Genomic DNA, 25255 nt, shown 5'->3' on the forward strand with positions numbered 1-25255 from the left:
GTAATGTGCTCCGCATCACTCAGTGTAATGACAGGTATTCTGCGACCGGGCCAAGCGCCAGGGCAGGAACAAAGGTGAGAGCGCCAACCAGTAACACCGTACCGATTAACAACCCGACAAACAGCGCGCCGTGGGTAGGTAGCGTGCCTGGGCTTGCTGGCTGGATCTTTTTACTGACCAGCGACCCGGCAATAGCCATCACGGGGATGATCACGCCGAAGCGACCGAAGAACATGCACAGGGCCAGCAGGCAGTTCCAGAACGGGCTATTGGCGCTTAATCCGGCAAAGGCGCTACCGTTGTTGTTCGAGGCAGACGACACGGCATACAGGACTTCACTAAAGCCGTGAGGACCTGGATTAAGCATGGCGCTGCGCCCGGCATCGCTCATCATGGCGATCGCTGTCCCGAGCAGGACCAGCGTAGGGGTGACCAGAATCGCCAGCGCGGTCATTTTCATTTCGCGCACGTCGATTTTCTTACCCAGATACTCCGGCGTACGGCCAATCATTAACCCGGCGATAAATACCGCCAGCAGCACGAACAGCAGCATGCCGTACAGACCTGAACCCACACCGCCGAAGACCACTTCACCAATCTGCATCAGCCACATAGGTACCATGCCGCCCAGTGCGGTAAAGGAGTCATGCATCGCATCGACAGCCCCGCAGGATGCTGCCGTGGTGACGACGGAAAAGAGACTCGTGGCCAGCACGCCAAAGCGGCTCTCCTTGCCCTCCATGTTGATATTGCTGTCGGCACCGAATGCCATCAGGTGCGGGTTGCCCTGAACTTCGGCCCACATCACGACGGCAACGCAGACCGCAAAAATCAGTGACATGGCCCACAGTAAGGTCCGCCCCTGACGACGATCGCCCACTACATCACCAAAGGCAAAACACAGCGCGGTGGGAATTAAGAAAATAGCCAGCATCTGTACCAGATTGGTTAGTGCGGTTGGGTTTTCAAACGGATGCGATGAGTTAGCGTTAAAGAATCCCCCTCCGTTAGTGCCGAGCATCTTAATCGCTTCCTGTGAGGCGACTGGCCCCATTGGCAGCAGCTGTTTCACCCCTTCAAGGGTGGTGATGGGCTGATAAGGCAATATGTTTTGCAACGTACCTTGCTGAATGAAGAACAGGGCAATGAGCAACGCAATAGGGACGAGGATCCACAGCGTAATGCGAACCAGATCGACCCAAGCGTTGCCCAGCGTGTTCATACTCTGGCGTGTGAAAGCGCGGGTCAGGGCAAAAATCACCGCAATTCCGGTCGCCGCAGACAGGAAATTCTGCACAGTCAATCCAGCCATCTGGCTGAAATAGCTTAAGGTGGTTTCGCCAGCATAGGATTGCCAGTTGGTATTAGTGACAAAACTCACCGCCGTGTTGAGCGCCAGATCCCACGAAAGCCCTGGCAGTTGCTGGGGATTTAGCGGCAGCAAGTTTTGCGCCATTAGCATCGAAAACAGGACCAGCAGGCCCAGCGCATTGAGAGCAAGGATAGCCAGCAGATACTGCCGCCAGTTCATCTCCTGCTGCGAGATGCCCAGACCGCGCCAGAGTAAATGCTCCGCGCCAACCAGACCCGGCAGGGGCGTATTGTTGATCAGTCGAGCCAGCCCAAATCCCAACGGTCTGGCGATGACAAATAGCACCAGCAAGAAACTGGCAATGAGTAAAAATCCTTGGGCTGCCATCAGAACGCCTCCGCATTGATCAGGGCATAGACCAGGTAACCTAATAATAAAAAGACCAGCACAATGCCGGTTATCACGCCTGCACTCACAGTGCACCTCCAGTGGCATAAATGTGATAACCAGAGCGTAGGTTTTTGCTTGCAAAGATTTCGCAAAAATCAGCGGGTGGGGTGTAAAAAAAGTATAAAAATGGCAAAAACCATTATTTAACTAATGGTTAGTATTAATTTAACCTTTATGTAACTTAATTACGGTTTTATGCTAAACGGAGCATCAATAGATAAAAATAAGTGGTCGGATGAGTAGCAAAATTACACACAAGGCGGTATTATTTTCATCAGTTAACCAAATTTATTTTTCCGGTGCTATTCACCGAACAGATATATGGGAGAGGATTATGGACTTTTATAAAGAATATCCAGCACACATTGTTTTCTTGCGCCGTACCTTTGCCGTAGTGGCGGGCGTGCTGGCGCTACCGGTCATGCTGTTCTGGAAAGACCGCGCTCGTTTTTACAGCTACCTGCACCGCGTCTGGTCTAAAACCAGTGATAAACCGGTGTGGATGGAGCAGGCTGAAAAAGCCACCTGCGATTTCTACTAAGTTATCGTTCTTGCTCAAGAAAACCGCTCACAGTAATGTGGCGGTTTTTTTTATGCGCCGACGTCTACACTTGTCGGTGTAATAGATAACGAGTGGCAATGATTAATTTATATCCGGGAGTATTATGACCACCCATCTGGTCTGGTTTCGACGTGATTTACGTCTGCATGACAACCTCGCGCTGGCGGCGGCTTGTCGGGATCGTACTGCGCAGGTCATCGCGCTATATATCTCTACTCCTGAGCAGTGGAAGGCGCACGAAATGGCCCCACGTCAGGCGGCATTTGTGAGTGCGCAGTTGAATGCGTTGCAGACGGCGCTGGCGGAAAAAGGCATCCCGCTTCTGTTTGATGAAGTTGCAGATTTTGCGACCAGCGTGGAAACCGTCAAAAACGTCTGCGCACAGCATAGCGTCAGCCGATTGTTTTATAACTATCAATACGAAATAAACGAACGTCAGCGTGATGTCGCCGTTGAGAAGGTACTACCCCATGTGGTGTGTGAAGGGTTTGACGACAGCGTGATCCTGCCTCCAGGGGCGGTCATGACCGGCAATCACGAGATGTATAAAGTCTTTACACCGTTTAAAAATGCCTGGCTGAAGCGGATTAAAGAGGGTGTTCCAGAATGCGTTAGTGCGCCGAAGGTGAGAGAAAGCGGCGCTCTTGACGCTCTGTTAACATCAATAACGCTGAGCTATCCGCAGCAAGATTTTGATACGCAGCGGTTTGTGGCAGAAGAAAAACTGGCTATCGCGCAATTACGCCAGTTTTGCCAGCAGGCCGCGAGAGAATATGAGCAACAGCGTGATTTCCCTGCGGTTGACGGTACCAGTCGATTATCCGCGAGCCTGGCGACAGGGGGATTGTCGCCGCGCCAGTGCCTGAATCGACTGCTCGCGGAGCAGCCGCAGGCGCTTGAAGGAGGGGAAGGCAGCGTCTGGCTGAACGAACTTATCTGGCGTGAATTTTATCGTCATCTGATGACTTACCATCCGGCGCTGTGTCGGCATCAACCGTTTATCCGTTGGACCGATCGCGTGCAATGGCAGAATAATCCGGCACATTTGCATGCCTGGCAAACAGGGAACACGGGATACCCGATTGTGGATGCGGCGATGCGTCAGCTCAACGCCACGGGCTGGATGCATAATCGATTACGCATGATTACGGCCAGTTTTTTAGTGAAAGATCTGCTGATCGACTGGCGTAAAGGCGAGCAATATTTTATGTCGCAACTGATCGATGGCGATCTGGCGGCCAATAACGGCGGCTGGCAGTGGGCGGCCTCAACCGGGACCGACGCCGCACCGTATTTCCGTATCTTTAACCCCACGACTCAGGGCGAAAAATTTGACCGCGACGGTGAGTTTATCCGCCAGTGGCTGCCGGAACTGCGCGATGTGCCGGGTAAAGCCATTCATGACCCGTGGACATGGGCTGAAAAAGCGCAGGTTACGCTTAACTATCCTCGTCCGATTGTCGATCATAAACAGGCAAGACTGGCGACGCTGGCGGCCTATGAGGCGGCGCGTAAAGAGTAGGCATGGTGGATTTCAGCGTAATGCCTTCCAGCAGAATGAGAATGTGGTGATAGCGCTTGTAGAGCAACTGACCACGCTGCTACTTACTGGATGCGCTAATGACACGCAATTACAAGCGATGTTTAATTACATTCTACAATCTGGCGATGAATCTCGCTTTAATGAGTTTATGCAAGAGATGACACAACGGATCCCCCAACACAAGGAGAGGCTGATGACTATTGCAGAGCGGTTACGGTTAGATGGATTACAGGAAGGTCTACAACAAGGACTACAACAAGGAAAACAAGAAGCGGCATTACGTATAGCGCAAACCATGTTGGAACAGGGAATAGAACGCGAAATGGTAAAACTGGTGACCGGTGTTTCAGAAGCGGATTTGGCTGTAAACCATTCATAATCTCCAGAAAAACAGGCCCGAATCTTATCCCATCATCGGGCCTGTAAACTCAGGACTCTACCGCCAGCGGACGATTTCTGAACTTCAGCGACTGGTACAGCCAAATCAGCAGCACCAGCACCACACAGGCCAGCGCGCCCCAGGTTATTTCGCTAAAGACATCAATATATGCATTGATGGAATAGTTGATAGCGCCCGCTGAGTCAAACGAACCTTGTGAGGTCTGATCGGCGATAACGCCGGCCAGGTAGTTGGCGATGGCTCCGGAAAGCAGCATGTAAATACCCGTTAATACGCCGGTCACTCCTGGGATCTCGATACGTGTAATCTGAGACATAGCCACCGGATCGATAAACAGCTCGGCAAAGCCCATGACCGCCAGCCCCAATACCATCAGCGGCATGGAAGAGTGACCGTAAGCCGCAGACCAGCGGGCGCTCAAGGTCAGAATACAGAATCCGGCGCTCATTAAACCGAGGCCAAGGGCAAATTTACCCCAGATACGGACGGTACGATTACCGCTAACGCTTTCTTTGACCACCCAGGCCAGCACGATACCGCACAGCATAACGGCAAAGGCGTTAACCGATTGGAACATCGCGGTAGGGACGGAATATCCCAGAATATCTCGGTTAACGAAGCGGTCGATATACAGGCTAATCGAACTGCCGCCCTGTTGAGCAAAGGCCCAGAACAACAGACTGAAGAAGGTCAGCGTAACGATAAGCCCCAGTTCTTTACGCTGTTTCTGGGTCTGCGCCTGGCGGTAAATCTTCGCCAGAACCGCCAGACCAATAACAGTAGCAACGATCAGTGCGTAAACGGACCACTCTTTCCAGAACAGAACGGTAATCAGCAGCGGTGCTGCAACCAGCAGAACTAATAACCAGGCCCAGTTTGGCAGCATATATTTTTTCGCACACAAGACGGCCTTGTTGACGCCGGTGGTATGGGCGAAATGGCGATTACCGCATACGAAAATCACCAGCCCCGCCAGCATGCCAATCGCCGCCAGCGCAAAGCCCATCGCCCAGCTGTACTCTTCCTGCACGTAGCCGCAGGCAATAGGCGCGATGATTGAACCAATATTACCGGCAGCGTAGAGCAGAGAGAATCCACCGTCACGGCGAGGGTCTTCAGGCTGATACAACTCGCCTAACAGGCAACTGATGTTGGATTTAAACAGACCGTAGCCACAGACAATAATCGCCAGCGACAAATAAAGGAACGCCGGGGCCATTTCGCTGGCGCCCAATACCAGATGCCCCACAGCCATTAAAAATGCGCCGATCATCACCGCCATTCGATTGCCGAGCACTTTATCGGCCAGGTATCCCCCAAGAATGGGCGTGACGTAGACCAGCGAGCAGTAGGCGCTGAACAGTTCATATGCGTGATTATCGTCGTACTTAAGCTGGTTAGTGAGATACAGGATCAGCAATGCACGCATGCCGTAAAAACTGAAGTATTCCCAAATTTGTAGCGCAACGACGTAATAAATCGCCCGTGGTTGAGATGCTTGTTTATTCATTCTTTTCTCGAAGTAAATGCCTCGCGACAGGCTGAACGTGCTGCGCGAGTGTGTTTCCTTAAAGTTTTAACTTTGATACAGATCTGATTATTTTTGCAATATGCTGTCTGATTGCATAAATATACATGAATTAGATCGCGTGGGGGTAAGCAAATTGCGTTCAAATCGGGTGTGATTGTTTCTTGATGTGTCAGTGAAATGTCTATCGACGAACGCAAGCGGGGACGCTATTTTAACCTAAGCTGTGTTGCTGATTGGGCAGGCAGAATTTATGACTACGAGGACGATGATGAAAAACACCGAACTGGAACAACTGATCAACGACAAACTGAACAGCGCCGCCATTAGCGACTATGCGCCGAATGGTTTGCAGGTTGAGGGCAAAGAGACGGTGCATAAAATCGTGACCGGCGTGACCGCAAGTCAGGCGTTACTGGACGAGGCGGTACGTCTGCAGGCGGATGCGGTCATCGTTCATCACGGTTATTTCTGGAAAGGCGAATCTCCGGTTATTCGCGGTATGAAGCGCCATCGTCTGAAAACGCTGTTGGAAAATGATATCAACCTGTATGGCTGGCACCTGCCGCTGGATGCTCACCCGGAACTGGGTAATAACGCGCAACTGGCAGCGCTGTTGGGGATCACCGTCATGGGTGAAATCGAGCCGCTGGTGCCATGGGGAGAACTCTCCATGCCGGTTCCGGGGCTGGAGCTGGCATCGTGGATTGAAGCGCGTTTAGGCCGTAAACCGTTATGGTGCGGTGATACCGGGCCGGAAAAAGTTCAGCGCGTCGCCTGGTGTACAGGGGGCGGTCAGAGTTTCATTGATAGCGCAGCCCGGTTTGGTGTCGATGCCTTTATCACCGGTGAGGTTTCAGAGCAAACCATTCACTCAGCCCGCGAGCAAGGGTTGCATTTTTATGCTGCTGGTCACCATGCGACCGAACGCGGCGGCATTCGCGCATTGAGCGAATGGCTGAATGAAAATACCGATCTGGACGTAACCTTTATCGATATTCCTAATCCAGCGTAATAAAGAGGGACGAAAGTGCAGCGAGCGCGTTGTTATCTGTTAGGTGAAAGTGCGGTGGTTCTTGAGCTGGAACCTCCCATTACGCTGGCGACTCAGAAACGCATCTGGCGTCTGGCCCAGCGTCTGGTTGATGCCCCGAATGTGCTGGAAGCTATTCCGGGAATGAACAATATCACGGTTACCCTGCGCGACCCGAAAACGCTGGCGCTGGATGCGATTGAACGCCTGCAGCGCTGGTGGGAAGAAAGTGAGGCGCTGGAGCCGGACTCGCGCTTTATTGAAATTCCCGTGACCTATGGCGGTGAGTTCGGCCCCGATCTGGCAGAGGTCGCCCGGCACAGTGGATTAAGCGACAAGCAGGTCGTCGAACTTCATGCGTCGGTTGATTATGTGGTGTGGTTTATCGGTTTTCAGCCGGGATTTCCCTATCTCGGGAGCTTACCTGAACCGCTCCATACTCCGAGGCGTGCGGAACCGCGTCTGCTTGTTCCGGCAGGTTCTGTGGGTATTGGCGGATCCCAAACGGGGGTCTATCCGCTTTCCACGCCAGGCGGATGGCAATTGATTGGCCGTACCTCCGTTGCGTTATTTGATCCAAAACGGCAGGAGCCGATTCTGTTAAGGGCTGGCGATACCGTGCGTTTTGTCCCGCAGAAGGAGGGGATATGTTAAACATCATTCGCGCTGGCATGTACACCTCAGTACAGGACGGGGGACGCCATAGTTTTCGTCAATCCGGAATCAGTCACTGTGGCGCGCTGGATAAACCGGCGCTGAACGTTGCTAATCTGCTGGTGGGTAATGATGCGAATGCCGCTGCGCTGGAAATCACACTGGGGCAGTTGGTGGTGGAATTTGAAACCGATGGCTGGTTTGCCCTGACCGGTGCGGGATGTGAAGCGCACCTGGATCGTACTCCCGTATGGAGCGGATGGCGGCTGCCGGTGAAAGCCGGGCAGCGTCTGACGCTAAAACGTCCACATCACGGCATGCGCAGCTATCTGGCGGTAGCGGGCGGTTTTGATGTGCCCGAAGTAATGGGCTCGCGCAGTACCGATCTCAAAGTCGGAATTGGCGGGCTGGAAGGGCGTCTGCTGCGCGATGGCGATCGGCTGCCAATTGGCGCATCGACCCGGCAATTCAGCGGGCCGCAGGGCGTAAAACAGCTGATGTGGGGCAACCATATTCGTGCGCTGCCCGGGCCTGAATACCAGGAGTTTGACGAAGTATCGCAGGCTTCTTTCTGGCGCTCCCCGTGGCAACTGAGTCCGCAAAGCAACCGTATGGGGTATCGCTTGCAGGGGCAGTCGCTGACGCGTACGACCGATCGCGAGCTATTGTCGCATGGTTTGCTCCCTGGCGTAGTGCAGGTTCCGCATAATGGTCAGCCCATCGTGCTGATGAACGATGCTCAGACGACGGGCGGCTATCCGCGTATCGCCTGTATCATCGAAGCAGATATGTATCATCTGGCGCAGATCCCGCTCGGCCAGCCGATCCATTTTGTGCAGTGTTCGCTGGAGGAAGCGCTTAAGGCGCGCCACGATCGGCAGCGTTATCTGGAACAGTTAACATGGCGACTTAACAATGAAAATTGATCTCAACGCAGACCTCGGTGAGGGATGCCCTAACGATGCAGCGCTGCTGCAACTGGTGTCATCAGCCAACATCGCCTGTGGGTTTCACGCCGGTGATGCGCAGACGATGCTTTTAAGCGTGCGCGAAGCGCTAAAAAATGGCGTAGCGATAGGCGCGCATCCGAGTTTTCCGGATCGGGAAAATTTTGGCCGTAGCGCCATGACCCTGCCTGTGGAAACGGTGTATGCGCAGACGCTGTATCAAATTGGTGCGCTGGCTGCCATCACGCGTGCGCAGGGCGGCGTAATGCGTCATGTTAAACCGCACGGTATGCTTTATAACCAGGCGGCGAAAGATCCTCAGTTGGCGGATGCTATTGCTAAAGCGGTGTATGCCTGCGATTCGTCGCTGGTTCTGGTAGGACTGGCGGGAAGCGAACTGATTCGTGCCGGAGAACGCTATGGTCTGGTAACACGTCAGGAGGTTTTTGCCGATCGGGGTTATCAGGCGGATGGCAGTCTGGTGCCGCGCAGCCAGCCGGGCGCATTGATTGAGGATGAAGAGCAGGCGCTGGCGCAAACGCTAGAAATGGTGCAATCCAGCAGAGTAAAAAGCCAGAGTGGAACGTGGGCGAGCGTGACAGCCCAGACGGTATGCATTCACGGGGATGGTGAGCACGCACTCGCTTTTGCCCGTCGCTTGCGAGCCGCATTCAATGCATGCAATATTCAAATTAGCGCATAAATTTATTCATACAAAACAATAATATATTACACAACAACATATACAGGACTGAATTATGGGAGAGGTAATTTCTCTCTGGCCATTGACGGGGATCGCCGTCATCGTGGTCGGATTTCTTTTACGTTTTAACCCGGTATTGGTGGTCATTATTGCCGGGATCGTCACGGGGCTGGCGGCGCATATGCCGGTAGCCACTATCCTTGAGAAGCTGGGTGAAGGTTTTCTTAACACCCGCAACCTGCCATTTATCCTGCTGATCCCGCTGGCGGTTATTGGCCTGCTGGAACGCCACGGACTCAAAGAGCGTGCTCAGGCGTGGATTGCAAAAATCCGCAGCGCCACCAGTGGTCGTCTGCTTATTGTCTATCTGTTCATTCGCGAAGCGACCGCTGCGTTAGGGTTGACCAGTCTGGGGGGGCATCCGCAGATGGTGCGTCCGCTGCTGGCGCCGATGGCGGAAGGAGCCGCAGAGAAAAATCACGGCGAGATACCTGGGGTGGTACGTTATCGTCTGCGCGCCATGTCAGCTGCGACCGATAACGTCGGACTGTTCTTCGGTGAAGATATCTTTGTTGCCTTCGGCGCCATCATTTTTATGCACAACTTTATGCTGGAGTCTGGTGGGATCCAGACCGAACCGCTGCATATTGCCTTGTGGGGGATCCCAACGGCAATTTGTGCATTCCTGATCCACGGTACGCGTCTGTGGCGTCTGGATAGCTATTTGCAACGTGAGGTGGCGAAAGCGAATGCCGCAGCGAAAGGGGGAGCGAAATGAATTTTCAACAAAGCTATCTCTACTGGCTGGCGGGAGCGGTATTACTGATTGTGGCGCTGATGTCCTGGCAGGACAAAGCGAACCCGCGTCGCTTCACCACCGGCCTGTTTTGGGGCATATACGGCGTACTGTTTCTGCTTGGCGACTGGACATACTCGCTGTTTGGCGACAAACGCACGGTGCATATTGCCGTTGGCGTCGCGGTAGTCGTGCTGGCCCTGATCGCCGGTTTTGGCGGCGTGAAGCTGGGAAGCTACCATCAACGAACGCAGCAACAGCGCGAAGAAAGCGCCAGTCGCCTGGGTAATCGCCTGTTTTTCCCGGCGCTGGCAATTCCGGTGGTAACGGTTATTGGCGTGCTGATGTTCAACCATATTCCGGGCTTACAGGATGCGCTGTTTGGGCCGGGTAATCACGCCACGCTGGTGACGCTCTTTTCCATGACCGCAGGCTCGTTGATTGGTCTGGCGATGGCGATAAAAATGACCCATGAGCGGGTTCATCAACCGATTCAGGAGGCGCGCCGTCTGCTGGACTCCATCGGCTGGGCGTTCATCCTGCCGCAGATTTTGGCCACGCTCGGGCTGTTGTTTACGGCAGCGGGCGTAGGCAGCGGTATTTCCTGGCTGACGCAAGAATACCTGGCGGTGGATAGCCGCTTTATCGCAGTGGCGGTGTACACCCTCGGCATGGCATTGCTGACGATGGTCATGGGCAATGCGTTTGCCGCTTTCCCGATCGTGACCGCTGGAATTGGGATTCCGATCCTCGTGCTGCAGCACGGCGGCAATCCGGCAGTAATGGCGGCAATTGGTATGTTCTCTGGCTATTGCGGGACGTTAATGACGCCGATGGCGGCAAACTTTAACATTGTTCCTGCAGCGCTGCTGGAGCTGCCGGATAAAAACGCGGTGATTAAAGCGCAGGTGCCAACCGGCATACTGCTGTTGCTGGTCAACGTGTTCCTGATGTATTTCCTGATGTTCTTGTAAGGAGACAGGATGAAAACAGTACTCATCACGGGATTTGAACCCTTTGGCGGCGAGTCAGTTAACCCTTCCTGGGAAGTGGTCTCGGGCCTCGACAATGCTATCATCGGCGGATGCCGCATCGTTGCTCGCCAACTGCCGTGCGTCTTTGGCGAGTCTCTTGCCGTACTCAATGGTGCGATTGACGCGCTGTCGCCATCACTGGTGCTGGCGGTGGGGCAGGCGGGTGGGCGCACGGATATCACCGTGGAGCGCGTGGCGATCAACGTTGACGATGCGCGTATTGCGGATAATCAGGGTCAACAGCCGGTAGATGTGCCGATTGTGGCCGATGGTCCGGCGGCGTGGTTTAGTTCGTTGCCGATCAAAGCGATGGTTGTTGCCATGCGCAACGCGGGAATTCCGGCTTCGGTTTCCCAGACCGCGGGCACTTTCGTGTGTAACCACGTGATGTATGGCCTGCTGCATAAACTACGTGACGTTCCGGCGGTGAAGGGAGGATTTATTCATATTCCTTATTTGCCGCAACAGGCTGCACAGCACCCCGGGGCGCCAAGTATGGCTGCGGACACGGTGCGCCGGGCGCTGGAAGTCGCGATTGCCACCGCGTTGCAGGTGGAGAGTGATATCGCAGTGACGGGCGGTGCAACACATTAAAAAAGGACAGTATTATGCCTGAAGGCCCGGAGATCCGCCGCGCGGCGGATAACCTGGAGGCGGCAGTTAAAGGCAAACCCCTGACCGATGTCTGGTTTGCCTTTGAGCAGCTAAAACCGTATCAATCTCAACTGATTGGGCAGAGTGTTACCCAGCTTGAAACGCGGGGTAAAGCATTGCTGACCCATTTTTCTAATGGATTGACGCTGTACAGCCACAATCAGCTCTATGGTGTGTGGCGAGTGGTGGATACCGGAAAAATACCGCAGACTTCGCGGGTACTGCGTGTCAGGTTGCAAACACACGACAAAACTATTCTGCTCTATAGCGCCTCTGATATCGACATGCTGACGCCGGAACAGCTCGCTACCCACCCGTTCCTGCAACGGGTTGGGCCGGACGTCCTGGATTTACGTTTAACGCCCGATGACGTGAAAGCGCGTCTGTTATCCCCGCGTTTTCGCAATCGCCAGTTTTCTGGCCTTCTGTTGGACCAGGCGTTTCTGGCGGGATTAGGTAACTACCTGCGGGTAGAGATTCTCTGGCAGGTAGGGCTGACCGGACAGCATAAAGCGTCGACGCTCGGAGATGAGCAGTTGGATGCGCTGGCGCATGCGCTGCTTGATATTCCTCGTTTGTCCTATAACACCCGCGGGCTGGTGGATGAGAATAAACATCACGGCGCGCTGTTTCGCTTTAAGGTCTTTCACCGGGATGGTGAAGCCTGTGAGCGCTGTGGCGGAATCATCGAAAAAACGACGCTCTCTTCACGACCCTTTTACTGGTGTCCAGGATGTCAGCACTAAGCGGGATGCTTTGGCGCGTGTAGCGAAATAAACCGCGCCACCGCCGGGCCAGTCAATAAAATACTGAATAGCCGCAGGGTTTGCATCGCCATGATCAGCGCCATATCGGCGTGACTCCCCGCGGCAATCACCGCAACAGAATCCACGCCGCCTGGACTGGTCGCCAGATAGGCGGTAAGAAAATCTATCTGCATGTAATGCGCCAGTCCCCAGGCCATAGCGGCGCAGATCGCCATCAGTGAAAAAATGGACAAGAGGATTTGAGGTAAGGGGCGCAACGCCATTAAAAAGATCTGCTTGTCAAAGCCCAGACCGATTTGCCAGCCGATGGCCATATAGGCAATCGCCAGCAACCATTCCGGCAGTTCGATCACCATCACGCCACCAGCATTCAGCAATGCGCCTGCCAGCATCGGTAGCAACATGACGCCAGAGGGGATACGCAATAGACGCCCGGCCGTACCGGCAACGGCGGCCAGCGCCAGGGTACTGAACAGATTGCTGCTCAGCGGCGGAAACCAGACGATTTGCTCACTGACCGTTTGGGCCTGGTCGCCCATCATCACTCGGGTGACCAGTGCCGCCGCACCAACCACCAACAGTACGCGCAGATACTGCATAAACGCCACCAGCCGGATGTCGGCACCATATTCCTGCGCCATCGCCACCATTGCCGCCGCACCGCCAGGTGACGAGCCCCATGCACCGGTGTTTCCCGGTAGGTTACTGTAGCGAACCAGCAGCCAGCCGATTACCGCGCTGCTGATAAGGGTCGCCAGCAGGATGATAATCACCATCGGCCAGTGGGCCGTAAGGGTCGTTAAGATTGAGCCCGTCAGGTTTTGGGCAATCATGCAGCCGAGAATCGCCTGCGCGCCAAGAAATGTGCAGCGGGGAGGGTGCAGTGAGATGCCGCGCATACTGAATATGATGCCGACGATCATCGAACCGAGCAGCAGCGGTCCTGGAAGGTGTATAAACAAAAAGAACAGGGAAAGAAGGAGCGATAGCAGAAACAACAGGCTCCACTGCAAAACAGGCATCCCATGCTCCTGAGTGAAATGACGGAAATCTCAGTAAATCATAGAGAAAGCATGATGAGAATAAAATAATATGCATCAAAAAAAACAGGTCGGATTCTGGCTTCAATGCCTTGTCCGACCCGGGAGAATTAATGGCTGTAAGCCGGACAGGCGCTGGCGCCATCCGGCAGACAATTAACGCTTAATATCAGACTTAAAATCGCGCTTATCGTAGCCGGTGTACAGCTGACGCGGACGAGCGATTTTCATGCCGTCGGTGTGCATTTCGTTCCAGTGTGCAATCCAGCCCACGGTACGCGCCATGGCGAAGATAACGGTAAACATGGAGGACGGAATACCCATCGCCTTCAGGATGATGCCGGAGTAGAAATCTACGTTCGGGTAGAGTTTCTTCTCGATGAAGTACGGGTCGTTGAGCGCAATGTGTTCAAGTTCCATCGCCACTTCCAGCAGATCATCTTTGGTGCCCAGTTCTTTCAGTACTTCATGGCAGGTTTCACGCATGACGGTGGCGCGCGGGTCATAGTTTTTATAAACACGGTGACCAAAGCCCATCAGGCGGAAGGAATCATTCTTGTCTTTCGCGCGGCGAACAAATTCCGGAATGTGTTTAACAGAGCTGATTTCTTCCAGCATTTTCAGCGCAGCTTCGTTTGCGCCGCCGTGTGCTGGTCCCCACAGGGAAGCAATACCGGCCGCGATGCAGGCAAACGGGTTAGCGCCAGAAGAACCGGCGGTACGAACGGTAGAGGTTGAGGCGTTCTGTTCGTGGTCAGCGTGCAGGATCAGGATACGGTCCATTGCGCGTTCCAGAATCGGATTCACTTCGTATTTTTCGCACGGCGTGGAGAACATCATGTTCAGGAAGTTACCGGCGTAGGAGAGGTCATTACGCGGGTACACGAACGGCTGCCCGATGGAGTATTTGTAGCACATCGCTGCCATGGTCGGCATCTTGGACAGCAGACGGAAGGCGGCGATTTCACGGTGACGCGGATTATTCACATCCAGCGAGTCGTGGTAGAACGCAGCCAGCGCCCCGGTAACACCACACATAACGGCCATCGGGTGAGAGTCGCGGCGGAAACCGTGGAACAGGCGGGTGATCTGTTCGTGGATCATGGTATGGCGAGTGACTGTGGTTTTGAACTCGTCGTACTCCTCCTGCGTCGGTTTTTCGCCGTACAGCAGGATATAACACACTTCCAGATAGTTTGACTCGGTCGCCAACTGATCAATCGGGAAGCCGCGATGCAGCAAAATACCTTCGTCACCGTCGATGAAAGTAATTTTGGATTCGCAGGATGCGGTAGAGGTGAAACCTGGGTCAAAAGTAAACATCCCTTTTGAGCCAAGACTACGAATATCAATAACATCTTGACCGAGCGTACCTTTCAGCACATCCAGTTCAATAGCAGAGTCACCATTTAGAGTGATTTTTGCTTTAGTATCAGCCATTTACGGTCTCCTTAGCGCCTTATTGCTTAAGACTGCTGGAACTCACATTTGCCTTCGTACATCAATGAACCGTTACCAGTTTGTTATTTGGCTCGCCGCTCTGCGAAAGAGGGGATAACCTGGGTACAGAGCTATGGGCGCTTGCAGGTAAAACGGTCTTTTCATGGCGAATAAACTGCAAATCAAGAACTTAGCAATCCGAATTATTAAACCTGTCTATCACTAATAACTGTCCTGACTGTATTGGTCAATACTTCCACACTGTTACATAACTAAATGTCCGGTGAAAGAGTGACCCCATAACTTTTACGCATTATATGCTTTTTCTGGTGTTGTTTGTAACAACTTTGTTTAATGATTGTCAAATTAGATGGTTAAAAATTAAAATAATGTTGTTATCGTGACCTATGTCACTGTTCGGGATAAAACCCGACAAACTATATGTAGGTTAATTGTAATGATTTTGTGAACGTCCTATACTGCCGCCAGGTCTCCGGAATACCCTGCAATCCCGAGCCAACCAGCGTTGTAACGTGTCGTTTTAGCATCTGGAAGCAGTGTTTTATATGACGCGTAGTTATAGTAAGGACGCTGTCTGACCCGCACGCAGACCGGAGGAAGGAAATCCCGTCGTCTTTCAGGCTACAGGTGTCTTCATCTTCTGTACCCGAAGTCCAAAGGGAATAATAAGAACAGCATGTGGGCGTTATTCATGATAAGAAATGTGAAAAAACAAAGACCTGTCAATCTGGATCTACAAACGATCCGGTTCCCAATCACGGCGATAGCGTCCATTCTCCATCGCGTATCCGGAGTGATCACCTTCGTGGCGGTCGGGATTCTGTTGTGGTTATTGGGTACCAGCCTTTCCTCCCCTGAAGGTTTCCTCGCGGCGTCATCCATTATGAATAACTTCTTTGTGGAGTTAATTCTGTGGGGGATCCTGATTGCGCTGGCATATCACGCCGTAATGGGCATTCGCCATCTGTTGATGGATTTTGGCTATATCGAAGAAACCCTCGAAGCAGGGACACGTTCCGCCAAAATTTGTTTCGTTATCATTGTCGTGCTTTCACTTCTCGCAGGAGTCCTCGTATGGTAAGCAACGCCTCCGCATTAGGACGCAACGGCGTACATGACTTCATTCTGGTCCGTGCTACCGCTATCGTTCTGACGTTATACATCATCTATATGGTCGGCTTCTTCGCCACCAGCGGCGAACTGACGTTTGAAGTCTGGACCGGTTTCTTCTCATCGGCATTCACCAAAGTCTTCACCCTGCTGGCTCTTTTCTCCATTCTGATTCATGCCTGGATCGGCATGTGGCAGGTGTTGACCGACTACGTTAAACCGCTGGCCGTGCGCCTGATTCTGCAACTGGCTATCGTCGTTGCGCTGGTGGTTTACGTCATTTATGGATTTGTTGTGGTGTGGGGTGTGTAATGAAACTGCCAGTCAGAGAATTTGATGCTGTTGTGATTGGTGCCGGCGGCGCAGGTATGCGCGCGGCGCTGCAAATTTCCCAGAGCGGTCAGACCTGTGCGCTGCTCTCCAAAGTGTTCCCAACCCGTTCCCATACCGTATCTGCGCAAGGTGGCATCACCGTTGCGCTCGGTAATACCCATGAAGATAACTGGGAATGGCACATGTACGACACCGTGAAAGGGTCGGACTACATTGGTGACCAGGACGCTATTGAATATATGTGTAAAACCGGTCCGGAAGCGATTCTGGAGCTGGACCACATGGGGCTGCCGTTCTCTCGCCTCGATAATGGCACAATTTATCAACGTCCGTTTGGCGGCCAGTCGAAGAATTTCGGTGGCGAGCAGGCGGCACGTACCGCGGCAGCGGCAGACCGTACCGGCCATGCGCTGTTGCACACGCTGTATCAGCAGAACCTGAAAAACCATACCACCATCTTCTCCGAATGGTATGCGCTGGATCTGGTGAAAAATGCCGATGGTGCGATTGTTGGTTGTACCGCGCTGTGTATTGAAACCGGTGAAGTGGTTTACTTCAAAGCCCGCGCAACCGTGCTGGCGACCGGCGGTGCTGGCCGTATTTATCAGTCCACCACCAACGCCCACATCAACACCGGTGACGGCGTCGGTATGGCTATCCGCGCTGGCGTGCCGGTGCAGGATATGGAGATGTGGCAGTTCCACCCAACCGGTATCGCTGGCGCGGGTGTTCTGGTAACAGAAGGCTGTCGTGGTGAAGGTGGCTACCTGCTGAACAAACACGGTGAGCGCTTCATGGAGCGTTATGCCCCGAATGCGAAAGACCTGGCGGGTCGTGACGTGGTGGCGCGTTCCATCATGATCGAAATCCGCGAAGGTCGCGGCTGCGACGGTCCGTGGGGGCCGCACGCCAAACTGAAACTCGACCACCTGGGTAAAGAAGTGCTGGAGTCCCGTCTGCCGGGTATTCTCGAACTGTCCCGTACCTTTGCTCACGTTGACCCGGTGAAAGAGCCGATCCCGGTTATCCCAACCTGCCACTATATGATGGGCGGTATTCCGACCAAAGTCACCGGCCAGGCGCTGACCGTGAATGAGCAGGGCGAAGATGTGGTGATCCCAGGGCTGTTTGCCGTCGGTGAAATCGCCTGTGTATCGGTTCACGGTGCTAACCGTTTGGGCGGCAACTCTCTGCTTGACCTGGTGGTATTTGGTCGTGCCGTGGGTCTGCATCTGCAGGAATCTATCGCAGAGCAGGGTGACCTGCTGGATGCAACCGAAGATGAAATCGACGCTTCTCTGGCGCGTCTGAATCGCTGGAACGGTAACCGTAACGGTGAAGATCCGGTGGCAATTCGTAAAGCGCTGCAAGAATGTATGCAGCATAACTTCTCGGTATTCCGCGAAGGCGATGCGATGGCGAAGGGCCTGGAAGAGCTGAAAGCGATTCGCGAACGCTTGAAAAATGCCCGTCTGGACGATACCTCCAGCGAGTTCAACACCCAGCGCGTTGAGTGTCTGGAGCTGGATAACCTGATGGAGACCGCGTACGCCACTGCAGTATCTGCAAACTTCCGTACCGAAAGCCGTGGCGCGCATAGCCGCTTCGACTTCCCGGAACGTGATGACGAAAACTGGCTGTGCCATTCCCTGTACCTGCCAGAGTCGGAATCCATGACGCGACGTCAAGTCAATATGGAACCGAAGCTGCGCCCGGCATTCCCGCCGAAGATTCGTACTTATTAATGCGGAGACAGGACAATGAAACTCGAGTTTTCAGTTTATCGCTATAACCCGGATGTTGACGACGCTCCGCGCATGCAGGATTACACCCTGGAGGCGGAAGAAGGGCGCGACATGATGCTGCTGGATGCGTTGATGCAGCTGAAAGAAAAAGATCCGTCGCTGTCGTTTCGTCGCTCATGCCGTGAAGGGGTCTGCGGCTCCGACGGTCTGAACATGAACGGCAAAAATGGACTGGCCTGTATCACACCTATTTCTGCGCTGAATCAGCCGGGCAAGAAAATTGTCATTCGCCCGCTGCCAGGTTTACCGGTTGTGCGCGATTTGGTGGTAGACATGGGGCAATTCTACGCACAGTATGAGAAGATTAAGCCTTACTTGTTGAATAATGGGAAAAATCCTCCGGCTCGTGAGCATTTACAAATGCCAGAGCAGCGTGAGAAGCTCGATGGGCTGTATGAATGTATTTTGTGTGCATGCTGCTCAACGTCCTGCCCATCATTCTGGTGGAACCCGGACAAGTTTATTGGCCCGGCAGGCCTGTTGGCCGCGTATCGCTTCTTAATTGATAGCCGCGATACCGAGACCGACAGCCGTCTGGAAGGTTTAAGTGACGCTTTCAGCGTATTCCGCTGTCATAGCATCATGAACTGCGTCAGCGTATGTCCTAAAGGGCTGAACCCGACGCGCGCCATCGGTCATATTAAGTCGATGCTGCTCAAACGTAGTGCATAAGTAGTTGTAGTTGCCGGGGAAGAAATTCCCCGGCCGTGCAGGGAAACCTCTAAAAACTGCCACATTGATAGCAATAATCGCAGCCTGAACGACGACGATTATTAGACAGTTTTTAAAGGTTCCTTAGCGGACGCAGATGACACGACAGTCCGCAACAAGTGAACCCCGGCACGCACATCGGTGTGCGTGGTAGTATCCACGGCGAAATAAGCATACAAATGCTTAAGGGATCACGATGCAGAACAGCGCTTTGAAAGCCTGGTTGGACTCTTCTTACCTCTCTGGTTCTAACCAGAGCTGGATAGAACAGCTCTATGAAGACTTCTTAACCGACCCTGACTCGGTAGATGCTAACTGGCGTTCGACGTTCCAGCAGTTACCTGGTACCGGAGTCAAACCGGATCAACTCCACTCAAAAACACGTGATTATTTCCGTCGACAGGCGTTGATTACCCCACGTTACTCTTCTTCTATTTCCGACCCTGATGCCAATGTGAAGCAGGTTAAAGTCCTGCAGCTCATTAACGCCTATCGTTTCCGCGGTCATCAGCATGCGAATCTCGATCCGCTGGGACTGTGGCAGCAAGAAAATGTGGCCGATCTGGATCCCTCCTTCCACGATCTGACCGATGCGGATTTCCAGGAAAGCTTTAACGTGGGTTCTTTTGCCGGTGGCAAAGACACGATGAAGCTGAGCGACCTGGTTGTCGCGCTGAAACAAACCTACTGCGGCCCGATTGGCGCCGAGTATATGCACATCACCAGCACCGAAGAAAAACGCTGGCTTCAGCAGCGTATCGAGTCTGGTCGTACTGCGTTCAGTAGTGAAGAGAAGAAACGCTTCCTCAGCGAACTGACCGCAGCGGAAGGTCTGGAACGCTACCTGGGCGCGAAATTCCCGGGCGCGAAACGCTTCTCGCTGGAAGGCGGTGATGCGTTAATCCCAATGCTCAAAGAGATGATCCGCCACGCCGGTAATAGCGGTACCCGTGAAGTGGTACTGGGTATGGCGCACCGTGGTCGTCTGAACGTCCTGGTTAACGTGCTGGGTAAAAAGCCGCAGGATCTATTCGACGAATTTGCGGGCAAACATAAAGAACACCTCGGCACCGGTGACGTGAAGTACCACATGGGCTTCTCATCGGATATCGAAACCGAAGGCGGTCTGGTGCATCTGGCGCTGGCGTTTAACCCGTCGCACCTGGAAATCGTTAGCCCGGTGGTTATCGGTTCCGTACGTGCACGCTTGGATCGTCTGGACGAGCCGAGCAGCAATAAAGTGCTGCCAATCACTATTCATGGTGATGCGGCAGTAACCGGTCAAGGCGTGGTTCAGGAAACCCTGAACATGTCGAAAGCGCGTGGTTACGAAGTGGGCGGTACCGTTCGCATCGTTATCAACAACCAGGTGGGCTTCACCACCTCTAACCCGCTAGATGCACGTTCTACACCGTACTGCACCGACATCGGTAAGATGGTTCAGGCGCCGATTTTCCACGTGAACGCGGATGACCCGGAAGCGGTCGCTTTCGTAACGCGTCTGGCACTGGATTTCCGTAATACCTTTAAACGCGATGTCTTTATCGATCTGGTGTGCTACCGCCGTCACGGCCACAACGAAGCCGACGAGCCAAGCGCAACCCAGCCGCTGATGTATCAGAAAATCAAAAAGCATCCGACCCCGCGCAAAATCTACGCTGACAAGCTGGAAGCGGACAACGTCGCTACGCTGGAAGATGCGACCGAAATGGTCAATCTGTATCGTGACGCGCTGGACGCAGGTGAATGCGTGGTGAAAGAGTGGCGTCCAATGAATATGCACTCCTTCACCTGGTCTCCGTACCTCAACCACGAATGGGATGAAAACTACCCGAACAAAGTTGAGATGAAGCGTCTGCAGGAGCTGGCAAAACGCATCAGCACCGTGCCTGAAGCGGTGGAAATGCAGTCGCGTGTTGCCAAAATTTACGGCGACCGTCAGGCCATGGCCGCAGGCGAGAAGCTGTTCGACTGGGGTGGCGCAGAGAATTTGGCTTACGCCACGCTGGTTGATGAAGGTATTCCGGTACGTCTGTCGGGTGAAGACTCTGGCCGTGGAACCTTCTTCCACCGTCATGCGGTTATTCATAACCAGGCGAATGGTTCAACGTACACTCCGCTGCAGCATGTGCATAACGGGCAGGGCACGTTCCGCGTATGGGACTCCGTGCTGTCTGAAGAAGCGGTGCTGGCATTCGAGTACGGTTATGCCACGGCAGAACCGCGCACCCTGACTATCTGGGAAGCGCAGTTCGGTGACTTCGCCAACGGTGCGCAGGTGGTTATCGACCAGTTCATCTCTTCCGGCGAGCAGAAATGGGGCCGTATGTGCGGTCTGGTTATGCTGCTGCCACACGGCTATGAAGGTCAGGGTCCGGAGCACTCTTCCGCGCGTCTGGAACGTTATCTGCAACTTTGCGCTGAGCAAAACATGCAGGTTTGCGTCCCGTCTACCCCGGCGCAGGTTTACCACATGCTGCGTCGTCAGGCGCTGCGCGGAATGCGTCGTCCGCTGGTAGTGATGTCACCGAAGTCGCTGCTGCGTCATCCGCTGGCGGTGTCCACGCTGGACGAACTGGCAAATGGCACCTTCCTGCCAGCCATTGGCGAAGTAGATGAACTTGATCCTAAAGGCGTGAAGCGTGTCGTGATGTGTTCTGGTAAGGTTTATTACGACCTGCTGGAGCAACGCCGCAAGAACGACCAAAAAGATGTCGCCATTGTGCGTATCGAACAGCTCTATCCGTTCCCGCATAAAGCGGTGCAGGAAGCGCTGAAACCGTTTGCTCATGTACATGATTTTGTCTGGTGCCAGGAAGAGCCGCTCAACCAGGGCGCATGGTACTGCAGCCAGCATCATTTCCGTGAAGTAATTCCATTTGGGTCAGCTCTGCGTTATGCAGGTCGCCCGGCCTCTGCCTCTCCGGCAGTAGGATATATGTCCGTTCACCAGAAGCAGCAACAAGATCTGGTTAATGACGCGCTGAACGTCGATTAAATAAAGGATAAATAATGAGTAGCGTAGATATTCTTGTTCCCGACCTGCCTGAATCCGTAGCGGATGCAACGGTTGCAACCTGGCACAAAAAACCGGGCGATGCAGTACGTCGTGATGAAGTACTGGTAGAAATCGAAACTGACAAAGTGGTACTGGAAGTACCGGCATCAGCGGACGGTATTCTTGATGCGGTTCTGGAAGATGAAGGGACAACCGTCACTTCTCGCCAGATCCTCGGTCGCCTGCGTGAAGGCAACAGCTCTGGCAAAGAGACCAGCGCCAAGTCTGAAGAGAAAGATTCTACTCCGGCACAACGCCAGCAGGCGTCTCTTGCTGAACAGAACAACGATGCCCTGAGCCCGGCGATCCGTCGCCTGCTGGGTGAGCATAATCTCGAAGCCAGCGCCATCAATGGCACCGGCGTCGGTGGTCGTATCACGCGTGAAGATGTTGAAAAGCATCTGGCCGAAGCACCGGCTGCGAAAGCAGAAGCCAAAGCGCCGGCCGCCGCGCCTGCACCACAGGCTCAACTGGGCGCTCGTGGCGAAAAACGTGTTCCGATGACCCGTCTGCGCAAACGCGTAGCTGAGCGTCTGCTGGAAGCGAAAAACTCCACCGCCATGCTGACCACGTTCAACGAAGTCAACATGAAGCCAATCATGGATCTGCGTAAGCAGTACGGTGACGCGTTCGAGAAACGTCACGGTATCCGTCTGGGCTTTATGTCTTTCTACGTGAAAGCGGTTGTTGAAGCGCTGAAACGCTATCCGGAAGTGAACGCGTCCATCGACGGCGATGACGTGGTGTACCACAACTACTTTGATGTCAGCATGGCGGTCTCCACGCCGCGTGGCCTGGTCACGCCGGTCCTGCGTGATGTGGATCTGCTGGGTATGGCTGACATCGAGAAAAATATTAAAGAGCTGGCAGTTAAAGGTCGCGACGGCAAGCTGACGGTCGACGATCTGACGGGCGGTAACTTCACCATCACTAACGGTGGCGTGTTCGGTTCCCTGATGTCTACCCCGATCATCAACCCACCGCAGAGCGCCATCCTGGGTATGCATGCCATCAAAGATCGTCCGATGGCCGTAGACGGCAAGGTTGAAATCCTGCCGATGATGTATCTGGCGCTGTCTTATGACCACCGTTTGATCGATGGTCGTGAGTCAGTAGGCTTCCTGGTAACCATTAAAGAGTTGCTGGAAGATCCGACGCGTCTGCTGCTGGACGTGTAGTAAATAAGAGTATCACCTGCCCCGTAGGTCTGGAGGCTTATCAGGCCTACGGGTAAAAGATAACGATTACCTGAAGGATGGACAGAACACATGAACTTACATGAATATCAGGCAAAACAACTTTTTGCCCGCTATGGCTTACCGGCACCGGTGGGTTATGCCTGTACTACTCCGCGTGAAGCTGAAGAAGCTGCATCTAAAATCGGCGCAGGCCCGTGGGTAGTGAAATGTCAGGTTCACGCTGGTGGCCGTGGTAAAGCGGGCGGTGTGAAGGTTGTGAACAGCAAAGAAGACATTCGCGCTTTTGCTGAACACTGGCTGGGTAAACGTCTGGTCACTTACCAGACAGACGCCCATGGTCAACCGGTAAATCAGATTCTGGTTGAAGCAGCGACCGACATTGGTAAAGAACTTTACCTCGGCGCAGTTGTTGACCGTAGTTCCCGTCGCGTGGTCTTCATGGCCTCTACCGAAGGCGGCGTGGAAATTGAAAAAGTGGCTGAAGAAACGCCGCACCTGATCCACAAAGTAGCGCTCGATCCGCTGGCCGGTCCGATGCCTTATCAGGGTCGTGAACTGGCGTTCAAACTGGGTCTGGAAGGTAAACAGGTTCAGCAGTTCACCAAGATCTTCATGGGTCTGGCGACTATCTTCCTTGAGCGCGATCTGGCGCTGATCGAAATCAACCCGCTGGTGGTGACCAAGCAGGGTGATCTGATCTGCCTCGACGGCAAACTGGGCGCTGACGGCAACGCGCTGTTCCGCCAGGCTGACCTGCGTGAAATGCGCGATCAGTCTCAGGAAGATCCGCGTGAAGCACAGGCTGCACAGTGGGAACTGAACTACGTCGCTCTGGACGGCAACATCGGTTGTATGGTTAACGGCGCGGGCCTGGCAATGGGCACCATGGACATCGTTAAACTGCACGGCGGCGAACCGGCTAACTTCCTCGACGTTGGCGGCGGTGCGACCAAAGAGCGTGTAACCGAAGCGTTCAAAATTATCCTCTCTGACGACAATGTTAAAGCCGTACTGGTTAACATCTTCGGCGGTATCGTACGCTGCGACCTGATCGCGGACGGTATCATCGGCGCGGTAGCAGAAGTGGGCGTTAACGTTCCGGTCGTGGTACGTCTTGAAGGTAACAACGCTGAACTCGGCGCGAAAAAATTGGCTGATAGCGGCCTGAATATTATTGCAGCGAAAAGTCTGACGGATGCAGCTCAGCAGGTTGTTGCCGCAGTGGAGGGGAAATAATGTCAGTTTTAATTAATAAAGATACCAAGGTTATCTGCCAGGGCTTCACCGGTAGCCAGGGGACATTCCACTCTGAACAAGCGATTGCTTACGGTACGCAAATGGTCGGCGGTGTTACGCCGGGCAAAGGCGGCACCACGCATCTGGGTCTGCCGGTGTTCAACACCGTACGTGAAGCGGTAGAAGCGACCGGCGCAACCGCCACCGTTATCTACGTTCCGGCTCCGTTCTGCAAAGACTCCATCCTGGAAGCTATTGATGCAGGCATCAAGCTTATCATCACCATCACCGAAGGTATCCCAACGCTGGATATGCTGACTGTGAAAGTGAAGCTGGATGAAGCTGGCGTGCGCATGATTGGCCCGAACTGCCCAGGTGTTATCACCCCTGGTGAATGTAAAATCGGCATCATGCCGGGCCATATTCACAAGCCTGGTAAAGTCGGTATCGTTTCTCGTTCCGGTACGCTGACCTATGAAGCGGTTAAGCAGACCACCGACTATGGTTTTGGTCAGTCTACCTGTGTGGGTATCGGCGGCGACCCGATCCCTGGCTCTAACTTCATCGATATCCTGAAGCTGTTCCAGGAAGATCCGCAGACTGAAGCGATCGTCATGATCGGTGAGATCGGCGGTAGCGCGGAAGAAGAAGCAGCGGCGTACATTAAAGATCATGTGACCAAGCCGGTTGTGGGTTACATCGCGGGTGTGACGGCGCCGAAAGGTAAACGTATGGGTCATGCTGGTGCGATCATCGCAGGTGGTAAAGGTACGGCGGATGAGAAATTCGCTGCGCTGGAAGCCGCTGGCGTGAAAACCGTTCGTAGCCTGGCCGATATCGGCGAAGCGCTGAAAACAGTGATTAAGTAAGAAAAAAACAGCCCTGACTCTCTGCATAGTCAAGGGCTGGTCCCGTTTCG

General features: G+C 53.7%; 24 protein-coding genes and 1 pseudogene. 19 read left to right on the plus strand and 6 right to left on the minus strand.

Features of this window, described 5'->3' with window-relative positions; all coding sequences use genetic code 11:
* Positions 1–19: 19 nt before the first annotated feature.
* Positions 20–1699, minus strand: coding sequence for a potassium-transporting ATPase subunit KdpA (gene kdpA / locus BZK42_RS08745; RefSeq protein ID WP_046274707.1), 1680 nt, complete (start codon positions 1697–1699; stop codon positions 20–22).
* Entirely contained in the window at positions 1699–1788 is a 90-nt protein-coding gene (gene kdpF, locus BZK42_RS08750) for a K(+)-transporting ATPase subunit F (RefSeq protein WP_001670793.1), read from the minus strand. Before kdpF ends, kdpA begins: the two co-directional genes overlap by 1 nt.
* A 308-nt stretch (positions 1789–2096) precedes the next feature.
* Here kdpF and BZK42_RS08755 point away from each other — a divergent pair, with 308 nt between their 5' ends.
* The 3 genes and pseudogenes from BZK42_RS08755 to BZK42_RS08765 form a co-directional block, all read left to right on the plus strand.
* Positions 2097–2303, plus strand: a complete 207-nt coding sequence (locus tag BZK42_RS08755) for a YbfA family protein (protein ID WP_003022870.1) — start codon at positions 2097–2099, stop codon at positions 2301–2303.
* A 124-nt stretch (positions 2304–2427) separates the two neighbouring features.
* Entirely contained in the window at positions 2428–3846 is a 1419-nt protein-coding gene (gene phrB / locus BZK42_RS08760; protein ID WP_080859009.1) for a deoxyribodipyrimidine photo-lyase, read from the plus strand.
* Between the two features lie 46 nt (positions 3847–3892).
* A pseudogene (locus tag BZK42_RS08765) lies at positions 3893–4246 on the plus strand (Rpn family recombination-promoting nuclease/putative transposase); the annotation flags it as partial.
* A gap of 49 nt (positions 4247–4295) precedes the next feature.
* Here BZK42_RS08765 and dtpD read toward each other — a convergent pair.
* Positions 4296–5777 (minus strand): dipeptide permease DtpD, encoded by a 1482-nt coding sequence (gene dtpD, locus BZK42_RS08770; RefSeq protein ID WP_016152272.1) that lies wholly within the window; start codon positions 5775–5777, stop codon positions 4296–4298.
* 289 nt (positions 5778–6066) lie between these two features.
* Here dtpD and ybgI point away from each other — a divergent pair, with 289 nt between their 5' ends.
* From ybgI to nei, 8 genes are read left to right on the plus strand one after another with little or no spacing between them, the layout of a single operon-like run.
* The gene (gene ybgI, locus BZK42_RS08775; protein WP_016152273.1) at positions 6067–6810 is read left to right on the plus strand and encodes a radiation resistance protein YbgI; all 744 of its coding nucleotides are present in this window, start codon (positions 6067–6069) and stop codon (positions 6808–6810) included.
* A gap of 15 nt (positions 6811–6825) precedes the next feature.
* The gene (gene pxpB / locus BZK42_RS08780) at positions 6826–7482 is read left to right on the plus strand and encodes a 5-oxoprolinase subunit PxpB (RefSeq protein WP_046274709.1); all 657 of its coding nucleotides are present in this window, start codon (positions 6826–6828) and stop codon (positions 7480–7482) included.
* Positions 7476–8408 carry a 5-oxoprolinase subunit PxpC gene (gene pxpC / locus BZK42_RS08785; RefSeq protein ID WP_016152275.1) on the plus strand — a complete coding sequence of 311 codons (933 nt, stop codon included), beginning with the start codon at positions 7476–7478 and terminating at the stop codon, positions 8406–8408. Before pxpB ends, pxpC begins: the two co-directional genes overlap by 7 nt.
* The gene (pxpA, locus tag BZK42_RS08790; protein ID WP_080859010.1) at positions 8398–9132 is read left to right on the plus strand and encodes a 5-oxoprolinase subunit PxpA; all 735 of its coding nucleotides are present in this window, start codon (positions 8398–8400) and stop codon (positions 9130–9132) included. The genes pxpC and pxpA overlap by 11 nt, the downstream gene beginning before the upstream one ends.
* A gap of 55 nt (positions 9133–9187) precedes the next feature.
* On the plus strand, positions 9188–9910 hold the full coding sequence (locus BZK42_RS08795) for a DUF969 domain-containing protein (protein WP_049269259.1): 723 nt from the start codon (positions 9188–9190) through the stop codon (positions 9908–9910).
* Entirely contained in the window at positions 9907–10902 is a 996-nt protein-coding gene (locus tag BZK42_RS08800; RefSeq protein WP_016152277.1) for a DUF979 domain-containing protein, read from the plus strand. Before BZK42_RS08795 ends, BZK42_RS08800 begins: the two co-directional genes overlap by 4 nt.
* Positions 10903–10911: 9 nt before the next feature.
* Positions 10912–11556, plus strand: a complete 645-nt coding sequence (pcp, locus tag BZK42_RS08805) for a pyroglutamyl-peptidase I (RefSeq protein WP_049269260.1) — start codon at positions 10912–10914, stop codon at positions 11554–11556.
* A gap of 14 nt (positions 11557–11570) precedes the next feature.
* Complete coding sequence (gene nei / locus BZK42_RS08810; RefSeq protein WP_049269262.1) at positions 11571–12362, plus strand: endonuclease VIII; 792 nt, start codon at positions 11571–11573, stop codon at positions 12360–12362.
* Here nei and BZK42_RS08815 read toward each other — a convergent pair.
* The 3 genes from BZK42_RS08815 to BZK42_RS29655 all read right to left on the minus strand — a co-directional run bounded on the left by BZK42_RS08815 (position 12359) and on the right by BZK42_RS29655 (position 15123).
* Positions 12359–13405 (minus strand): AbrB family transcriptional regulator, encoded by a 1047-nt coding sequence (locus BZK42_RS08815; RefSeq protein WP_016156000.1) that lies wholly within the window; start codon positions 13403–13405, stop codon positions 12359–12361. The two genes, nei and BZK42_RS08815, sit on opposite strands and share 4 nt — an antisense overlap.
* A gap of 174 nt (positions 13406–13579) precedes the next feature.
* Positions 13580–14863, minus strand: a complete 1284-nt coding sequence (locus BZK42_RS08820) for a citrate synthase (RefSeq protein ID WP_016152281.1) — start codon at positions 14861–14863, stop codon at positions 13580–13582.
* Positions 14864–15069: 206 nt separating this feature from the next.
* Complete coding sequence (locus BZK42_RS29655) at positions 15070–15123, minus strand: hypothetical protein (RefSeq protein ID WP_418135082.1); 54 nt, start codon at positions 15121–15123, stop codon at positions 15070–15072.
* A 437-nt stretch (positions 15124–15560) separates the two neighbouring features.
* Between BZK42_RS29655 and sdhC the strand changes: the two genes are divergently transcribed.
* From sdhC to sucD, 8 genes are all read left to right on the plus strand, one after another.
* Positions 15561–15965: a succinate dehydrogenase cytochrome b556 subunit gene (sdhC, locus tag BZK42_RS08830; protein WP_016152282.1), complete on the plus strand. Its 405-nt coding sequence runs from the start codon at positions 15561–15563 to the stop codon at positions 15963–15965.
* Positions 15959–16306, plus strand: coding sequence for a succinate dehydrogenase membrane anchor subunit (gene sdhD, locus BZK42_RS08835; RefSeq protein WP_005122550.1), 348 nt, complete (start codon positions 15959–15961; stop codon positions 16304–16306). The genes sdhC and sdhD overlap by 7 nt, the downstream gene beginning before the upstream one ends.
* A complete protein-coding gene (gene sdhA, locus BZK42_RS08840; RefSeq protein WP_003022919.1) occupies positions 16306–18072 on the plus strand; it encodes a succinate dehydrogenase flavoprotein subunit in 1767 nt (588 codons plus the stop codon). Before sdhD ends, sdhA begins: the two co-directional genes overlap by 1 nt.
* 15 nt (positions 18073–18087) lie before the next feature.
* Complete coding sequence (sdhB, locus tag BZK42_RS08845) at positions 18088–18804, plus strand: succinate dehydrogenase iron-sulfur subunit SdhB (protein ID WP_003022921.1); 717 nt, start codon at positions 18088–18090, stop codon at positions 18802–18804.
* A 235-nt stretch (positions 18805–19039) separates the two neighbouring features.
* Complete coding sequence (gene sucA, locus BZK42_RS08850; protein ID WP_016152283.1) at positions 19040–21841, plus strand: 2-oxoglutarate dehydrogenase E1 component; 2802 nt, start codon at positions 19040–19042, stop codon at positions 21839–21841.
* Positions 21842–21855: 14 nt separating this feature from the next.
* Complete coding sequence (odhB, locus tag BZK42_RS08855; protein ID WP_080859011.1) at positions 21856–23079, plus strand: 2-oxoglutarate dehydrogenase complex dihydrolipoyllysine-residue succinyltransferase; 1224 nt, start codon at positions 21856–21858, stop codon at positions 23077–23079.
* A 90-nt stretch (positions 23080–23169) separates the two neighbouring features.
* Entirely contained in the window at positions 23170–24336 is a 1167-nt protein-coding gene (gene sucC, locus BZK42_RS08860; RefSeq protein WP_003022927.1) for an ADP-forming succinate--CoA ligase subunit beta, read from the plus strand.
* Positions 24336–25205 (plus strand): succinate--CoA ligase subunit alpha, encoded by an 870-nt coding sequence (gene sucD, locus BZK42_RS08865; RefSeq protein WP_003022929.1) that lies wholly within the window; start codon positions 24336–24338, stop codon positions 25203–25205. The genes sucC and sucD overlap by 1 nt, the downstream gene beginning before the upstream one ends.
* Positions 25206–25255: the final 50 nt, after the last annotated feature.

The organism is Citrobacter braakii (assembly GCF_002075345.1).
Taxonomy (GTDB): domain Bacteria; phylum Pseudomonadota; class Gammaproteobacteria; order Enterobacterales; family Enterobacteriaceae; genus Citrobacter; species Citrobacter braakii.

Excerpts from the sequence above, each read along its gene's own strand:
- phrB (WP_080859009.1), top strand. The coding sequence starts at position 2,428 with ATGACCACCCATCTGGTCTGGTTTCGACGTGATTTACGTCTGCATGAC.
- nei (WP_049269262.1), top strand. The coding sequence starts at position 11,571 with ATGCCTGAAGGCCCGGAGATCCGCCGCGCGGCGGATAACCTGGAGGCG.
- odhB (WP_080859011.1), top strand. The coding sequence starts at position 21,856 with ATGAGTAGCGTAGATATTCTTGTTCCCGACCTGCCTGAATCCGTAGCG.
- sdhD (WP_005122550.1), top strand. The coding sequence starts at position 15,959 with ATGGTAAGCAACGCCTCCGCATTAGGACGCAACGGCGTACATGACTTC.
- BZK42_RS08755 (WP_003022870.1), top strand. The coding sequence starts at position 2,097 with ATGGACTTTTATAAAGAATATCCAGCACACATTGTTTTCTTGCGCCGT.
- sdhA (WP_003022919.1), top strand. The coding sequence starts at position 16,306 with ATGAAACTGCCAGTCAGAGAATTTGATGCTGTTGTGATTGGTGCCGGC.
- sdhC (WP_016152282.1), top strand. The coding sequence starts at position 15,561 with ATGTGGGCGTTATTCATGATAAGAAATGTGAAAAAACAAAGACCTGTC.
- BZK42_RS08815 (WP_016156000.1), bottom strand. The coding sequence starts at position 13,405 with ATGCCTGTTTTGCAGTGGAGCCTGTTGTTTCTGCTATCGCTCCTTCTT.
- sucA (WP_016152283.1), top strand. The coding sequence starts at position 19,040 with ATGCAGAACAGCGCTTTGAAAGCCTGGTTGGACTCTTCTTACCTCTCT.
- sucD (WP_003022929.1), top strand. The coding sequence starts at position 24,336 with ATGTCAGTTTTAATTAATAAAGATACCAAGGTTATCTGCCAGGGCTTC.
- BZK42_RS08795 (WP_049269259.1), top strand. The coding sequence starts at position 9,188 with ATGGGAGAGGTAATTTCTCTCTGGCCATTGACGGGGATCGCCGTCATC.
- pxpC (WP_016152275.1), top strand. The coding sequence starts at position 7,476 with ATGTTAAACATCATTCGCGCTGGCATGTACACCTCAGTACAGGACGGG.
- pcp (WP_049269260.1), top strand. The coding sequence starts at position 10,912 with ATGAAAACAGTACTCATCACGGGATTTGAACCCTTTGGCGGCGAGTCA.
- BZK42_RS08800 (WP_016152277.1), top strand. The coding sequence starts at position 9,907 with ATGAATTTTCAACAAAGCTATCTCTACTGGCTGGCGGGAGCGGTATTA.
- ybgI (WP_016152273.1), top strand. The coding sequence starts at position 6,067 with ATGAAAAACACCGAACTGGAACAACTGATCAACGACAAACTGAACAGC.
- BZK42_RS08820 (WP_016152281.1), bottom strand. The coding sequence starts at position 14,863 with ATGGCTGATACTAAAGCAAAAATCACTCTAAATGGTGACTCTGCTATT.
- pxpA (WP_080859010.1), top strand. The coding sequence starts at position 8,398 with ATGAAAATTGATCTCAACGCAGACCTCGGTGAGGGATGCCCTAACGAT.
- sdhB (WP_003022921.1), top strand. The coding sequence starts at position 18,088 with ATGAAACTCGAGTTTTCAGTTTATCGCTATAACCCGGATGTTGACGAC.
- sucC (WP_003022927.1), top strand. The coding sequence starts at position 23,170 with ATGAACTTACATGAATATCAGGCAAAACAACTTTTTGCCCGCTATGGC.
- dtpD (WP_016152272.1), bottom strand. The coding sequence starts at position 5,777 with ATGAATAAACAAGCATCTCAACCACGGGCGATTTATTACGTCGTTGCG.
- kdpA (WP_046274707.1), bottom strand. The coding sequence starts at position 1,699 with ATGGCAGCCCAAGGATTTTTACTCATTGCCAGTTTCTTGCTGGTGCTA.